16 protein-coding genes are annotated in these 15,028 nt (G+C 46.0%); 15 read left to right on the top strand and 1 reads right to left on the bottom strand.

What is annotated here, in order from left to right:
• Positions 1-37 precede the first annotated feature (37 nt).
• The 8 genes from BR83_RS0110345 (at position 38) to BR83_RS0110310 (ending at position 6,693) form a co-directional block, all read left to right on the top strand.
• The gene (locus BR83_RS0110345) at positions 38-922 is read left to right on the top strand and encodes a branched-chain amino acid ABC transporter permease (RefSeq protein ID WP_027357015.1); all 885 of its coding nucleotides are present in this window, start codon (positions 38-40) and stop codon (positions 920-922) included.
• Between the two features lie 25 nt (positions 923-947).
• Entirely contained in the window at positions 948-1,955 is a 1,008-nt protein-coding gene (locus tag BR83_RS0110340; RefSeq protein ID WP_027357014.1) for a branched-chain amino acid ABC transporter permease, read from the top strand.
• The gene (locus BR83_RS0110335) at positions 1,936-2,709 is read left to right on the top strand and encodes an ABC transporter ATP-binding protein (protein WP_027357013.1); all 774 of its coding nucleotides are present in this window, start codon (positions 1,936-1,938) and stop codon (positions 2,707-2,709) included. Before BR83_RS0110340 ends, BR83_RS0110335 begins: the two co-directional genes overlap by 20 nt.
• The gene (locus BR83_RS0110330) at positions 2,706-3,428 is read left to right on the top strand and encodes an ABC transporter ATP-binding protein (protein ID WP_027357012.1); all 723 of its coding nucleotides are present in this window, start codon (positions 2,706-2,708) and stop codon (positions 3,426-3,428) included. The genes BR83_RS0110335 and BR83_RS0110330 overlap by 4 nt, the downstream gene beginning before the upstream one ends.
• A gap of 1 nt (position 3,429) precedes the next feature.
• Complete coding sequence (gene trxB, locus BR83_RS0110325; RefSeq protein WP_407637335.1) at positions 3,430-4,344, top strand: thioredoxin-disulfide reductase; 915 nt, start codon at positions 3,430-3,432, stop codon at positions 4,342-4,344.
• A gap of 341 nt (positions 4,345-4,685) precedes the next feature.
• Positions 4,686-5,639 (top strand): methylmalonyl Co-A mutase-associated GTPase MeaB, encoded by a 954-nt coding sequence (gene meaB, locus BR83_RS0110320; RefSeq protein ID WP_114679216.1) that lies wholly within the window; start codon positions 4,686-4,688, stop codon positions 5,637-5,639.
• A 102-nt stretch (positions 5,640-5,741) separates the two neighbouring features.
• The gene (locus tag BR83_RS0110315; RefSeq protein ID WP_027357009.1) at positions 5,742-6,425 is read left to right on the top strand and encodes a metal-dependent hydrolase; all 684 of its coding nucleotides are present in this window, start codon (positions 5,742-5,744) and stop codon (positions 6,423-6,425) included.
• A complete protein-coding gene (locus BR83_RS0110310; protein ID WP_027357008.1) occupies positions 6,415-6,693 on the top strand; it encodes a hypothetical protein in 279 nt (92 codons plus the stop codon). The genes BR83_RS0110315 and BR83_RS0110310 overlap by 11 nt, the downstream gene beginning before the upstream one ends.
• Positions 6,694-6,835: 142 nt before the next feature.
• On the opposite strand, the gene BR83_RS0110305 is transcribed toward BR83_RS0110310, so the two are convergent.
• Positions 6,836-7,087, bottom strand: coding sequence for a hypothetical protein (locus tag BR83_RS0110305; protein WP_027357007.1), 252 nt, complete (start codon positions 7,085-7,087; stop codon positions 6,836-6,838).
• A gap of 95 nt (positions 7,088-7,182) precedes the next feature.
• Here BR83_RS0110305 and BR83_RS15680 point away from each other — a divergent pair, with 95 nt between their 5' ends.
• From BR83_RS15680 to tnpA, 7 genes are all read left to right on the top strand, one after another.
• Complete coding sequence (locus BR83_RS15680; protein WP_051618127.1) at positions 7,183-9,996, top strand: helicase C-terminal domain-containing protein; 2,814 nt, start codon at positions 7,183-7,185, stop codon at positions 9,994-9,996.
• Positions 9,997-10,346: 350 nt separating this feature from the next.
• Positions 10,347-10,925, top strand: a complete 579-nt coding sequence (locus BR83_RS0110295) for a 4Fe-4S dicluster domain-containing protein (RefSeq protein WP_027357006.1) — start codon at positions 10,347-10,349, stop codon at positions 10,923-10,925.
• Complete coding sequence (locus BR83_RS0110290; protein WP_027357005.1) at positions 10,922-11,779, top strand: CoB--CoM heterodisulfide reductase iron-sulfur subunit B family protein; 858 nt, start codon at positions 10,922-10,924, stop codon at positions 11,777-11,779. The genes BR83_RS0110295 and BR83_RS0110290 overlap by 4 nt, the downstream gene beginning before the upstream one ends.
• Before the next feature lie 25 nt (positions 11,780-11,804).
• Entirely contained in the window at positions 11,805-13,787 is a 1,983-nt protein-coding gene (locus BR83_RS15675; RefSeq protein ID WP_084327189.1) for a CoB--CoM heterodisulfide reductase iron-sulfur subunit A family protein, read from the top strand.
• A complete protein-coding gene (locus tag BR83_RS15670; RefSeq protein WP_157833003.1) occupies positions 13,778-14,248 on the top strand; it encodes a hydrogenase iron-sulfur subunit in 471 nt (156 codons plus the stop codon). The genes BR83_RS15675 and BR83_RS15670 overlap by 10 nt, the downstream gene beginning before the upstream one ends.
• Positions 14,241-14,699 (top strand): hypothetical protein, encoded by a 459-nt coding sequence (locus BR83_RS15665; RefSeq protein WP_207640193.1) that lies wholly within the window; start codon positions 14,241-14,243, stop codon positions 14,697-14,699. Before BR83_RS15670 ends, BR83_RS15665 begins: the two co-directional genes overlap by 8 nt.
• A gap of 88 nt (positions 14,700-14,787) precedes the next feature.
• The coding region (gene tnpA, locus BR83_RS0110270) for an IS66 family insertion sequence element accessory protein TnpA (RefSeq protein ID WP_027357004.1) at positions 14,788-15,028 on the top strand (241 nt) is incomplete at its 3' end.

Here is a 15,028-nt window from a genome sequence, read left to right as displayed (position 1 = left end):
GCATTCAGATTGGATAACTGCAGGAGGGTTTTAAGGAGTGGAACATTTCCTGGAGCAGGTCTTAAACGGCTTTCAATTGGGTCTGATGTACGCTCTAATTGCCCTTGGTTACACCATGGTTTACGGCGTAGTACAGCTAATTAACTTTGCCCACGGGGATGTATTCATGGTGGGAGCTTTTCTCGGTTATTTTGGCTTTGCTGTCTGGGGACTACCTTTGCCCCTGGCCATACTTTTAGCCATGGCATCCTGTGCTTTGCTCGGAGTAGTTATCGAACGTATAGCTTATCGTCCCTTGCGCTACGCACCGAAAATTGCAGCTTTAATCAGCGCCATCGGTGTATCCCTTTTTTTAGAATACTTCAGCAGCCTCAAATTCGTTTTTGGACCCAACTACCGGGTAGTACCGCGGCCATTCCCTGAAATACAATGGAAAATTGCTGGCCTTACTGTAACCAATATTCAAGTTATTGTTTTTGTAGTTGTGCTGATAATGCTTATTCTTCTCCAAATCCTGATATACCGTACAAAAACCGGTATGGCCATGCGTACAGTGGCTGTGGATCATAACGCTGCCCGGTTAATGGGAGTAAACGTTGATACCACCATTTCTATCACTTTTGCCATCGGGTCAGCCTTTGCCGCCCTGGGAGGTGTTCTGTACGCCATCGCTTATCCTCAAATCCACCCCTTCATGGGCATCATGCCCGGGCTGAAAGCCTTCACTGCTGCTGTACTGGGTGGAATAGGAATCATTCCGGGGGCGGTACTGGGAGCGCTCATTATGGGACAGGTAGAAACTTTAACTTCCGCCTATATATCCTCACAAATGCGTGATGCTATCGCCTTTGCTATCTTGATCCTGGTTCTTTTGTTCCGGCCTACAGGACTGCTGGGCCGCACAGAAACAGAAAAAGTATAACATAGTATGCAGGTGGAGGAATACTATGAAGTTATCACGCAATACTCTTTTCTTCTTCATAGGGTCGGCGATTTTCTATGCCCTGGTTAAGATAATGCAGTTTAACGGAATTTTAACCCCCTACTGGCAGCTGGTACTGGACCAGGCACTGATTATTGTTATTGGTGCTTTAGGCCTTTCCATTATCTATGGGTTTACCGGGCAATTTTCACTGGGACATGCTGCTTTTTATGGTATAGGTGCCTATACGGCCGGAGCACTGGATAAGGTTTATGGAAATGGTAACATGTTATTTTTCTTCCTTTCCCTACTGATTGGAGCCCTGGTAGCAGGTCTGGTAGCATTTCTCATAGGCCTGCCTATTCTAAGATTGCGTTCCGACTATTTGGGCATTGCTACCCTGGGATTTGGTATAATTGTCAGGGTGGGCATGGAAAACGGTAACAAGTTGTTTCCTGTTCTTGGCGGAGCAACAGGTATGAGCGGAACACCCCAGCTAGCACAATTTGATTTGATCTTTATCCTGGCATTGATTATAATTCTGCTAGTACGCAATTTTATTTTCTCTACCTATGGCCGTGCATGTATCTCCATTAGGGAAGATGAAATTGCCGCCGATGTAATGGGCATTGATACCACCCGATACAAGATTTTGGCCTTTGTCCTGGGCTGTGCTTTAGCAGGCCTGGCTGGAGGTATTTATGCCCACCGTTATCCTTTCCTGCATCCGGCCTCTTTTGACTTCCTGAAATCCTTTGACTTCCTCTTGATTGTAGTGCTGGGTGGCCTGGGGAGTATGACGGGTACCATTATAACAGCAATAGGCTGGGTCTTTTTGCTGGAAGTTTTACGTGTAGTCCTGGGACAGGATTTTATCGACTGGCGGGGAGTTATTTATGCCCTGATTTTAGTCGTCTCGATTATTGTAAGACCACAGGGGCTTTTCAGTGGTAAAGAATTTCGGCTACTGGTACCCGAGCAATTAAAAATGGCAACCGGAAAGGAGCGCACCTATGCCGGTTTTGGAAATTGAAAATTTATCTAAAGCCTTTGGTGGCCTTAAAGCAGTAAACAATTTTTCCCTGGCCCTGGAAGAAGGGGAAATTGTTGGACTTATTGGTCCCAATGGCGCAGGCAAAACGACAGTTTTCAATCTGATTACAGGTCTTTACAAACCTACTTCCGGTACTATACGCTTTCTGGGGGAAGAAATTAGTGGCTTACCTCCTTTCAAAATTTCCCAGCGAGGCATAGCCAGGACTTTCCAGAATATCCGTCTCTTCAAAGGTAATACGGTTCTGGACAATGTACGGGCCGTATTTCATCCCCGTATAAAATATAACTTCTTTGATGCTCTTTTGAGAACGCCGCGGTTTACTGCTGAAGAATTAAGGGTTACCCAAAAAGCAATGGAACTGCTTGAGGCTTTAAACCTGGATAAACGGGCAAACGAAAAAGCAGCCAACCTGGCCTACGGTGATCAGCGGCGTTTGGAAATTGCCCGCGCACTGGCCACACAGCCCAGGCTGTTACTACTGGACGAACCAGCAGCGGGAATGAACCCGGCAGAAGTGAGACATATGGTTCAACTGATCCGTTTTATTAAAGAAAAATATAAACTGACTATATTACTAATTGAACATCAAATGGGTATGGTTATGAACCTATGTGAAAGGCTTGTAGTTATGGATTTTGGACAGATTATTGCTAAAGGTACCCCTCTTGAAATTCGAAATAACCCTGTTGTACTGGAAGCCTACCTGGGTAAGGGGGCGACTGTAGCTTGATCCTGCAGGTGAAAGATCTGGAAGTTTATTACGGTTCCATCCGGGCATTGCAGGGAATCTCCTTTCATGTATCCAAAGGAGAAATAGTTACTCTTATAGGAGCCAATGGAGCTGGAAAATCCACCACCCTGCGGACTATTTCTGGACTTCTAACTCCCAGGCAGGGAGAAATATACTTCCAGGGTCAAAAAATTAATCGCATTCCAGCACACCAAATAGTAAAAATGGGTATCTCCCACGTACCTGAAGGTCGGCAAATTTTCCCCAATCTCACCGTTATGGAAAACCTGCTTATGGGAGCATATACCCGCCGGAACCGGTCCGAGATCCAGGAAACCCTGGAAGAAGTTTTTACCCGTTTTCCCCGTTTGAAAGAACGAGCCAGGCAGCTTGCTGGTACCCTTTCTGGTGGGGAACAACAAATGCTTGCCATGGGCCGGGGATTAATGAGCAAACCTACATTATTAATTCTCGACGAGCCATCCATGGGGTTGTCTCCTCTGCTGGTCGAAGAGATATTTGAAATTATAAAGAATATCAACCAGCAAGGAACCACAATACTGCTGGTGGAACAAAATGCATATATGGCCCTGCAGATAGCTCACCGGGCATATGTACTGGAAACTGGTCGTATAGTTTTAAGTGGTACTTCTAAAGAGGTGCAATCCAACCCGCAAATTCGCAGCGCATATTTAGGTGAAATAGAAAAGGGGGATTAAAATGTACGACGTAGTTATAATCGGGGGGGGACCTGCAGGCCTGACAGCTGGAATCTATGCTGCACGAGCCAAACTTAAAACCCTGTTAATAGAACGGGGAATGACAGGCGGACTGGCAGCTACAACAGAATTAATTGAAAATTATCCGGGTTTTAGCGATGGAATCGGAGGCCCGGAATTAATGAGTCGCATGGAAGCTCAAGCAAGGCGTTTTGGTCTGGAAATTTTAAATTCCAATGTTGAGACCCTGCAAAAAGAAAATCTATCTTTTATAATTAAAACTGAAGATACAGAACTGTTAACCCGTACAGTGATTATAGCCACCGGAGCCCAACCCCAAAGGTTAAACGTAAAAGGTGAAGAAACATTTCATGGCCGGGGCGTCTCATATTGTGCCACCTGTGACGGAGCTTTCTTTAAAGATAAACATGTAGCAGTAGTAGGCGGTGGAGATGCCGCGGTAGAGGAGGCCATGTTCTTAACCAGGTTCGCCCAAAAGGTATTTATTATCCACCGACGTGGGGAATTAAGGGCCACCAAAATTGTACAGGAACGGGCGCGGCAAAACCCGCGGCTGGAATTTATATGGCACAGTATTGTGGAAGAGATTACAGGCAATGAAACCGTAAACGGTGTACGGATTAAAGACGTGCGCACAGGTCAAGCGAGGGAGCTGGCTGTTGATGGAGTATTTATTTATATTGGTTATATCCCCAATTCCTCCCTTGTAAAAGAGCTTGTTAAACTTGATGAGCAGGGTTATATCATTACTGATACAAATATGCAAACCAGCTGTCCAGGGATTTTTGCCGCAGGTGATGTCCGGCAAAAATCCCTGCGCCAGGTAGTTACCGCCGTAGCCGACGGTGCCATAGCGGCAGTCAGTGCAGAAAAATATCTTGAACGAAACCGGTAATATAAAAAAAAGCTGTATCGGACTGATACAGCGGAGAAAGGGAGAGGAGATTAGGTTGTTGTCAGCCTTTGCTCTTATTTTAATCTCTTCTCCGGATGGAGAAAAGTATTCCCTGCCTAATGGTTAGATTTGATTCCCAAGCGGAAAATAATAGCTCCTATAATCAGGCGACCCCCTTAATCTGTGGTGGGCCCAATTTTTTTCTTTTAGCAATAACCGTTCGGCAGTTTTAAAAAACCATCTGGTCAACAGCTTTGTCATTTAGCCGTTGAAGTTGCAATAATTTTATATTTAATTGTAATTTTGCGGGGATTATTTGAGATAATAAGGAGGGGTATGAATTGAAGGATCTGGAATCCCTTATGGAAAGGTTCCGTGGCGGTGACCCCAGGGCACTGGCACGTGTAATCAGTTACCTGGAAAATGAAGAATCAGTGGTTGAACAGATTATGGAGCAGATTTATCCTTTTACGGGGAAAGCATATATTATTGGCATAACCGGTTCCCCCGGTGCAGGAAAAAGTTCCCTGGTAGATTGTCTTACCTCTTTATTACGCCAGAAAGGAGAAACTGTAGGTATTGTGGCTGTAGATCCTACCAGTCCCTTCACTGGAGGAGCATTGCTGGGTGATCGCATAAGAATGCAAAATCATGCCACCGACCGGGGGGTATTCATACGAAGTATGGGTACACGGGGAAGCCTGGGCGGACTGGCTCATACCACTGCAGATGTTGTTAAGGCCATGGATGCTTTTGGTTTTTCCCGGGTTATTGTGGAAACGGTAGGCGTTGGGCAGGCCGAACTGGACATTATGCATTTGGCAGACACTGTTGTGGTGGTACTAACTCCGGGTGCAGGAGATGCAATTCAAACCATTAAAGCCGGTATAATGGAAATAGCTGATGTCTTTGTCATTAATAAATCAGATCTGCCGGGGGCAGATAAAATCACCGCCGAAGTGGAAATGATGCTGGATATGCAGGGATACCAGCAGAAATGGCGCCCTCCGGTGATAAAGACTTCAACCCTGAGCGGACAGGGAATAGCAGAACTCCTTGAAGCTATTGAAAATCACCGGAATCATCTGCTTCAGGAAAAAGCGCTGGGAGAAAAGCGTTGGAGCCGGGCACGCAATGAAACTCTAGAACTGGCACAACATATCTGGCAACGCATTATTTCCAGGGAACTTGAACATATTCGGCCCATTCTGGATGCTGTTGCCCGGCGAGAAAAAGATCCTTATCAGGGTGCACGCGAAATTACCAGCTATCTATTGAAAAAATATAATAAATAACGATATTTTTTAAAACAAATGTTGGTAAAGGAAAATAAGATGCGCTAAAATAACTACCAAACAATAAAAAGTTTGAAAAAGAAAGGAGCGGGTATTTAAAAGATGAAGGTTACCTTTATAGGTCATGCAGCCTTTTTTCTTGAAGGAGAGGCCAGGATATTAATTGATCCCTTTATTACTGGTAACCCTGTAGCTAATGTTAGAGCTGAAGACCTGCATCCGGACATGATCCTGGTCACCCACGGCCATGATGATCACCTTGGAGATGCGATTGAAATCGCAAAGAGATCGGGAGCAACTATAGTTTCAGTTTTTGAACTGGCCAGTTACTGCAGTCGCCAGGGTGCAAAGGTCCATGGCATGCATATTGGCGGAAGCCATCAATTTGGGCCGGTAAAAGTTAAACTGACACCTGCCTGGCACGGCAGCGGACTGGTTAAAAACGAAACTACTGAATATCTGGGCACTCCCTGCGGTTTTGTTTTTACACTGGATGGGAAAACCATTTACCACGCCGGAGATACTGGATTGTTCGGAGACATGGCCATGGTGGGGCGCCTCCATCCCATTGACCTGGCCCTGCTGCCCATCGGTGATAATTTTACCATGGGCCCCGAAGATGCCCTGGAAGCAGTACGCTTGATTAAACCCAATCTTGTTATTCCAATGCACTACAATACCTGGCCACTGGTGGAACAGGATCCTCAGGAATTTAAGCGGGCAGTAGAAGCACAAACTCCGGCACAGGTAATTATTCTTGCCCCGGGAGAAACCTATGAATTTTAATCCCAACCCCGACCCAACCCGGATGCGCAAACAAGGAGAAAAGCTATTAACAATATTTAGCCAGACCCTCAACCAGTTGCAATCTCTTCCAAACGACCCGCAACTGGCCAATTATGCCGCTTTCCTGCACGGACAAATTTATGGTCTGGCTATTGCTTTACACTTTCTTTTTCCCGGACCTGGTAATCTGGGTGAAAAGGCCGCTTTAATGCTCAGACCCGTTCTTACTGAGCACAGGTGTGAATGCAAAGATCAAAAAGGTATTTGAACAGAAAGGTTACCACATGGAGAGAGTTTGTTAAAACTCTGGGTTACCTCATGGGGGTAGCCTTTCTGTTTATACTTTACTTTAGCCAATTTGATCAAGAAGACTAATTATTTTACCGAAACAAGCAGGGACAATTGGGTGGTTAGCCATCCCCCAAATTTTTGTTATACTGGTTCATCACCTGCATTATATTCGCTAGTAATTGACCCAGGTCCTGATTACCCTGCTTACCAATGGTTTGATGCATTAAATCCATGGCACCAACCAATAAATTCACTAATGTTTCCGGGTTAAGGCTAGCCTTTAATTGTTCCAGCATAGCTGGATCAATATTTTTAATTAATTCACGTATGGATTCCGGCAACATATCCATTTCCATAGGCATTTTTTCCATTTGCTCCACCCTCCTTGATGACTGGTATTATAATATGTATATGTATATGTATTTCTTTTTGCCCCACATATAATGTGGAAAAGGATGATGTACCTGTGCCGCATCTGGCAATAGTCTGCGATTTAGAAACCACTGGTTTAAACCCTCTGCAAGACGAAATCATTGAAATAGCCCTCCTCAGGCTGGAAGAAGGAGAAATTACTGATCAATTCCACACCCTTATTCGTCCGAAACAAAAAGTACCGGAAGCTATTCTTCGTTTAACCGGTCTAAGCGAAAAACTCCTGGCCGCATCCCCATCACTGGACGAAGTTTTGCCTCTGATAACAAATTTTCTGGGCAAAAACCCATTGATGGGCCATAATGTTTCCTTTGACCGGAATTTCCTGCAAACAGTAACTGGAATTCCGGTTGTTACCCGGGCTTACGATACCCGCGAACTGGCCCGTATCCTTCTACCCGACGCCCCCAGTTATCAACTGGCTGAACTGTGCCGGTTTTTGGGAATAGAAGTCAAACGTGTTCACCGGGCAATGGATGATGCACTTGCCGCTGTTCAACTTTATCGCCGGTTGCTCGACAAGACCAGAAAAATGGATGGGCAAGTTTTACTATACCTAACCGCATTCTTGCAACAAGCCGGCTCACCCTGGGCAGATGAAATAAGCAGTGTAGCCTTCGAGTCCTGTTCTCAAAAAATAAAGCGTACCCTCTTATTTAAACCCCCTATAGAAGAAATTGAGCAGGATCTGACCTGCCCGCCAGATTTTCCCCAGTCACCACAAGAACTTTTTGATTTACTTAAACCGGGAGGCTCCCTGGCTGTTCACATGGTTAATTACGAGTACCGCCCGCAGCAGTTGCATATGGTAGAGGCTGTAACCCGTGCCCTGGAAGAAGAAAAAATTTTACTCATGGAAGCAGGCACAGGAACGGGAAAATCTATGGCCTATCTTCTGCCGGCACTATACTGGTCTATTTCGCACAAGCAACGTGTTCTCATAGCTACAAGAACTATAAACCTGCAGGAACAGTTATGGCAAAGAGACATTCCCTTAATAAAAACAGCTCTCGGATGGCCTTGCCGCGTGGCACTGGTTAAAGGCAGGCAAAATTATCTTTGTTTACAACGATGGTTAACCATCCTGCAGGCCGGCAACTGGACAGCGGGAGAAGCGGCATTTTATGCTCGCATACTGGTCTGGACACAGCAAACCGTTACCGGAGACAAAAGCGAAATTAACCTCACTGGTTTTGAACAGGAACTCTGGCAGGAACTCTGTTCTGACAGTGAAACCTGTCAGGGCTCCCGTTGCCGCTGGTTTGCCCGGTCATGCTATGTTTCCCGGATTCGTTTTAAGGCTGAAAAGGCTAATCTGATTATAGTCAACCATTCGCTCCTCCTTTCGGACGTCCGGGCTGAAAACCGCTTACTTCCAGAACATGCTGTTCTGATTGTGGACGAGGCACATCATCTTGAGGACGCGGCTACTGAACAACTGGGGGAAACAATTTCACGCTCTGCACTTTTCAGATGGTTAAATAAAGTCAACCGGATACTGGTAAGTATAAAAGAGCTGTCACTACGAGAGAATACCAGCCTGAATTCTTATCATCAAAAATGCCTGGGTGCATACTCCAGGGCTAGACAGGCTGTAGATTTGTTTTTTAATCTTTTGCAAATGATGGTAATCCAAAAATCTCTCGCGGGAGACCAGGATATAGGGAATAAATACGTTGTCCGCCTGCAGCCTGGCTCGGAGGGCGACATTACTAGCATATTGCAGCCCGAACGAGAAAATCTTCTTTTTGCCCTTAAAGACTTGCTTACTGGCCTAAAAAAAATCTCGGAACACATAGAATCTTTCGTGGTAGAGGATGAAGAAAATAATAACCTTACCTGGGAATTTACATGCTTAATTGCAGAGGGTACCAGAATATTAGCAGTTCTGGAATCCATCCTTAAGGGTACTATGGCAAATAGCGTCTTCTGGGTCGAAATAGATAAAGAAGAAAACAACCACTGTTTTCTGCGCGCCGCGCCGATACAGGTAAATAAGATACTTTATGATTATCTATACCAAACTAAAAAGTCAATAGTCTTAACCTCTGCAACCTTAACGGTAGAAAATTCGTTTACTCATTACATAGAGCGCACAGGGCTGGACCTGATTCCCCCTGAACGTATATTAGCCTTGCGGGTGGATTCACCTTTCCAGTATGATTCCCAGGCCCTTTTATGTATTGTAAAAGGGCTCCCCACCCCCGGAAAAGGGAAGGGGGATATCTATTTTTCCACTCTGGCCAGTACCCTTTTAAACCTTGCTGATACTACGGGAGGCCGGATGCTGGTCCTTTTTACTTCCCACCAGGCACTCCGGGAAACTTACCGCCGCTTAAAGCCCGAATGCCTGGAAAGGAGTATCCGTTTACTGGGTCATAACCTTGACGGGAATCAATGGCATATTTTAAAGGAATTTCATAATACAGAAAAAGCCATCTTAATGGGGGCATTCAGTTTCTGGGAAGGGGTAGATCTTCCCGGACCAGCCTTAAACTGCGTGGTTATGGTTAAACTCCCTTTTTGGGCTCCCAGGGTACCGGTAGTAGAAGCACGGCTTGAAGATCTGGCTTCCCAGGGTAAAGACGGCTTTCTCCATTTCAGCCTCCCCCAGGCCATTATTCGTTTTAAACAAGGCTTTGGCCGGCTGATCCGGACAACCAGCGATCGGGGTGTGGTGATAATACTGGATGAACGACTGCTTAACAAAAAATACGGACGCCATTTCCTGAATTCGCTCCCGGTAAAAAATTATATAGAGGGGGACCTTTCCTTGCTTACGAAACAGATTGCACGCTGGCTTAACCCTGATGCGGCATGCCATATTAAGTCAAATAAAGAAATTTAGTTACCAAAACTGTCACATTTCAGCTGTAAGCTCATACTATATTAAGGACGAAAATAGTAAAAGGGGTGAGTTGACTTGCGCGTATATTTCGTGCGGCTGCCATCCTTCATTAGAGCCCTGTTGATGAGGGTCTGGAAATAAGATTAGGGACAGGCCAAGCCTGTCCTTTGTGCTTTTTAGGTGAATGTCTGTGATCTCCGTCATTTCTCCAGCGGGGATTTTTTTTACTCTAAAAGAGGATTTATCTTCGAAACGTCGAAAGTATGCCTTAATAGAGAAATAGCATATATTGTTTTAGCGAAATTGCCCCCCATCATATTCGAAGTTATTTTAAAAAAGAGGGATAAAGGATGAAAGCTATTAGACTAAATCAATGGGAAGACAGGAATTTTATTGAACTTGTAACCCGTGAAAGCGGGCAAGCAGTAGAGAATTGTTATCAGTGCGGAAAATGCACGGCTGGCTGCCCCATCGCCTTTGCCTGTGATTTAATGCCTAATCAGGTAATACGCATGGTGCAAATGGGTCTAAAGGAAGAGGTGCTTCATTGCCAGAGTATCTGGCTCTGCGCATCCTGCGTTACCTGTACGGTTCGTTGCCCGAGAAATATTGACGTGGCCAGGGTGATGGATACCTTAAGAATTATGGCTCGCCATCAGGGTATATCACCCCCGGGCAAAGGCCGTTATGTTGCTTTATTTAATGAAAATTTTCTGGGCTATATACAGAAAAACGGTCGATTATTTGAACTTGCCACGATGGCCATGTTCAATCTAAAAACCGGCCAACCCTTCCGGGAAGCCAGCACGGGGCTGGCCATGCTAAAACGCGGCAAATTAAAGCTTACAGTAACAAAGCCGCGGGGCCTGGATGAAATAAACCGTATTTTTGAGAAAGTACGCCAGGCAGAAAAGGGGGGTAAAAAGTGAAACTTGCTTATTATCCCGGCTGCAGTTTAGAAGCCAGCGGGAAGGAATACGATCTGTCAACCCGGGCAGTGTGTAAACATCTGGGTATAGAATTAATAGAAATTCCTGACTGGAGCTGTTGTGGGGCAACAGCAGGGCATAGCACAAGCCATCTTTTATCCCTGGCCCTGCCTGCTCGCAATTTAGCCCTGGCCGAAGAAATGGGCCTCGATGTCACCGCACCTTGCGCTTCCTGTTACCAGCGACTGGCTTTAACATGTTATGAATTAAAACAAAACCCCCGGCTGCAGAAAGAAATTAATGAAATTACAGGGCGCTCTTTTCAGGGAAAGATCAAAGTAGTTTCCATCCTGGAAGCAATAAATTATATCGGCTTAGAGGGAATCCAAAATCAGGTAGTCAAACCTTTAAAAGGGTTAAAAATTGCCGCCTATTATGGTTGTCTGCTGGTACGGCCACGGAATATCCAAATAGACGATCCTGAAAACCCCCAAATTATAGAAAAAATTATGCAAGCTAGCGGAGCTGAACCGGTGGAATGGCCTCATAAAACAGAGTGCTGCGGAGCTTCCCTGGCCATAAGCAATGAAGATATAGCCACCACCATGGTTTCCCGTATTCTTAAAGCAGCATCCCTATCCGGTGCCCATTGCCTGGTATGTGCCTGTCCCCTGTGTCATTTCAACCTCGATATGCGCCAGTTAAAAGTCAACCGGTTGCAGGGTACCAATTACCAGTTGCCAGTATTTTACTTTACCCAGCTTTTAGGTATAGCCCTGGGTTTAAATCCAAACGACCTGAGCCTGCATACTCACTTTGTAGATACCACTCATGTTTTAAAAATGGTTGGATAGATTATTGAATAAGGAGCGATAGGACATGCAACGCACAGGTGTTTTCGTATGCTGGTGTGGTACAAATATTGGTGCAGTAGTCGATATATCCCGGGTGGTAGAAGCTGTCTCTAAATTCCCCGGGGTGGTATTTGCCACCGATTACAAGTATATGTGTTCTGAACCAGGCCAGGAAACTATTATTCAGGCGGTACGCGAGCATCGCCTTAACCGGGTGGTAGTGGCCTCCTGTTCTCCCCGTCTTCATGAAGCTACTTTTCGCAAGACCCTGAGTCGGGCGGGGTTGAATCCTTATCTACTGGAAATGGCCAACATCAGAGAACAATGTGCGTGGGTACATCAAAAGGAACCGGAAAAAGCTACCCAAAAAGCAATTGAATTAATCCGCAGGGCGGTTTCCAAGGTCAACAAGCTGGAACCTCTATATGAATCCACCATACCCATAACCAAAAGAGCACTGGTCATTGGAGGCGGCATTGCCGGTTTGCAAGCTGCCCTGGACATCGCCGATGCCGGTTACCAGGTCGTCCTGGTGGAAAGGGAACCGACTATCGGCGGGAAAATGGCCATGCTGGACAAAACCTTTCCCACCCTGGATTGTTCAGCGTGAATTAGTACACCCAAGATGGTTGCTGCGGCGCAGCACCCTAATATAACTTTATTTACCTACGCTGAGGTCGAAAAGGTAGAAGGCTACATCGGCAATTTCCAGGTTACTATCAGACAAAAGGCTCGCTCTGTAGACCACAGTAAATGTACAGGTTGCGGTACTTGCTGGGAAAAATGTCCAACCAAAGTGGTAAGTGAATATAACCTGGGATTGGGCATGAGAAAAGCCATTTATATTAGTTTCCCGCAGGCCGTGCCAAACAAGCCGGTAATCGACCGCCAGCATTGCAGGCAGTTTACCAAAGGAAAATGCGGTGTTTGTCAGAAAGTTTGCCCGGCACAAGCAATCGATTACCAGCAGGAAGATCAGCTAATTAAAGAACAGGTCGGCGCTATTGTCGTAGCTACCGGTTACGATTTATTTGAATGGGAACGTGCATACGGTGAATATGGCTATGGACGTTATCCCGACGTAATCAGCGGGTTACAATTTGAAAGGCTGAACAATGCTTCCGGGCCAACAGGTGGAAAAATCTTAAGACCTTCCGATGGGAAAGAACCCAAAACCGTAGTTTTTATCAAGTGTGTGGGTTCCCGGGATGCGGTTAAAGGTAAAGAATATTGTTCCCGAACCTGTTGCATGTATACAGCCAAGCACGCCCATCAAGTACTGGAAAAGATCCCTGATTCCAGGGTCTACGTCTTTTACATGGACATTCGGACCCCCGGTAAAGCTTATGAAGAATTTTACTTGCGTACAGTTCATGAGGGTGCCCGCTATATCCGCGGCCGCGTGTCAAAAATTTATCCTGAAGGTGACCAGCTGGTGGTTATGGGTGTAGATACACTCCTGGGAAGACAAGTTGAAATAGCTGCGGACCTGGTCGTACTGGCTACAGCCATGGTGCCCAGCAGAGAAGCAAATAAACTGGCACGAATTGTGGGTATTTCAACTGATCAAAATGGATTTTTCATGGAAAGCCATCCCAAGTTACGACCGGTGGAAACAAATACTGCAGGAGTTTTCCTGGCCGGCGCCTGTCAGGGGCCCAAAGATATTCCTGATACTGTTGCCCAGGCCAGTGCTGCTGCAGCGAAAGTATGTGCCTTATTCTCCCGCAACGAAATGGCTGTAGACCCCATGATTGCCCAGGTTAATTCAGCCCTTTGTTCCGGTTGCCTGGAATGCAAAAACGTATGTCCTTACCGGGCCATCGAGAAGGCAACGGTTAGTGAACGGGTGGGCAGTAAAGTGATCGAACGAACAGTTGCCAGTGTTAATACCGGGCTCTGCCAGGGATGCGGAGCCTGTACCGTAGCCTGCCGGGCCGGTGCTATTAACCTCAAAGGTTTCACCAACGAGCAACTACTGGCGGAGGTGGATGCGTTGTGTCTGTAAAGCAAGAATGGGAACCTAAAATAATTGGCTTTTGTTGTAACTGGTGTAGTTATGCTGGTGCCGACCTGGCAGGGGTTAGCCGGCTAAGTTATCCACCCTCCATTCGTGTAATCCGTGTGCCCTGCTCAGGAAGAGTCAATCCGGTTTTTATTTTACGTGCCTTCCAGAGAGGTGCCGACGGCGTGCTCGTAAGTGGGTGACACCCGGGGGACTGCCACTATGTTAGTGGCAATTACCATACACGACGACGCTATCTCATTTTTAAACGCTTGCTGGAATATGTGGGCTTCGAACCCGGGCGTTTCCGTGCCCGTTGGATTAGTGGTTCCGAAGGAGCTAAATTTGCCCAGACGGTAGAAGAAATTACGGCTGAAATTAAAGCTCTGGGTCCAAATACCAAGATGAGACAGAAATTGGAGATTCCAAATAAAATTCCCACCGGGGTGAAAGATAATGAGTGATCTAATGAAAGTCCAGGAAAATCTAAGGGACATAGCTCGAAAGTTACTGGTTAATAAAGAAGCCACCCTGGTGATTGGTTATGCTCCGGGCAGTGAAGTGAGCAGGGTAATTCCTGCTTTCATCAGGAAGGAAGAGGAAGTGGACCATTTAATATGGAATCCCCTTTGCGTTAATAATCTAGCTAAATATCTGCTGGATTATAATCAAGAACCGGGTAAAGTGGCGGTGGTTGTAAAAGGGTGTGATTCAAGGGCTATTGTTCGCCTGATCCAGGACAACCAGATTCCCCGGGAAAAAATTATCATCCTGGGCATTCCCTGCCCGGGCTTACTAGATCCGGAAACGGTAGCATCCCGCCTTAACCCCAACACGCAAATTTTATCTGCAAGCTTAAATGAGCAGGCTTTTTCCATACAAACGGAGGAGGGGATTTTTACTTTTTCCCGGTAAGCGTCAAATACAACCCACCTTGGCATAATACCCAAGTTTAAGGGATAATCTTCCTCAGATAAAAGCTCGATGAGGAGGATTTTTTCTTATGACCAAAGCCGAACGGGAAGCGCTATGGGAAACCCGAATAGCCGAATACAAGATGAGTGGGCAAAGCGTCAGAGAATGGTGCGCCGCCCATGAAGGCATCAGCCCCAGGCAGTTATGGTACTGGCTGCGAAAGTTTAAAGACCGGAACGGAGTTACCCCAGGAAAATCAAATCGGTGGCTGCCGGTGGAAATAAGCAACCAGTCATTTATAGAAGAGGACCATACTTTACTGGTCAAAA

The organism is Desulfofundulus thermocisternus DSM 10259 (assembly GCF_000686645.1).
In the GTDB taxonomy this organism is placed as follows: Bacteria; Bacillota; Desulfotomaculia; order Desulfotomaculales; family Desulfovirgulaceae; genus Desulfofundulus; species Desulfofundulus australicus.
Note: the sequence above shows the minus strand (reverse complement) of the source record. Positions and strands in the feature narration are given on the sequence as shown.

Excerpts from the sequence above, each read along its gene's own strand:
- trxB (WP_407637335.1), top strand. The coding sequence starts at position 3,430 with ATGTACGACGTAGTTATAATCGGGGGGGGACCTGCAGGCCTGACAGCT.
- BR83_RS0110340 (WP_027357014.1), top strand. The coding sequence starts at position 948 with ATGAAGTTATCACGCAATACTCTTTTCTTCTTCATAGGGTCGGCGATT.
- BR83_RS0110295 (WP_027357006.1), top strand. The coding sequence starts at position 10,347 with ATGAAAGCTATTAGACTAAATCAATGGGAAGACAGGAATTTTATTGAA.
- BR83_RS0110310 (WP_027357008.1), top strand. The coding sequence starts at position 6,415 with ATGAATTTTAATCCCAACCCCGACCCAACCCGGATGCGCAAACAAGGA.
- BR83_RS0110335 (WP_027357013.1), top strand. The coding sequence starts at position 1,936 with ATGCCGGTTTTGGAAATTGAAAATTTATCTAAAGCCTTTGGTGGCCTT.
- BR83_RS15665 (WP_207640193.1), top strand. The coding sequence starts at position 14,241 with ATGAGTGATCTAATGAAAGTCCAGGAAAATCTAAGGGACATAGCTCGA.
- BR83_RS0110315 (WP_027357009.1), top strand. The coding sequence starts at position 5,742 with ATGAAGGTTACCTTTATAGGTCATGCAGCCTTTTTTCTTGAAGGAGAG.
- BR83_RS0110305 (WP_027357007.1), bottom strand. The coding sequence starts at position 7,087 with ATGGAAAAAATGCCTATGGAAATGGATATGTTGCCGGAATCCATACGT.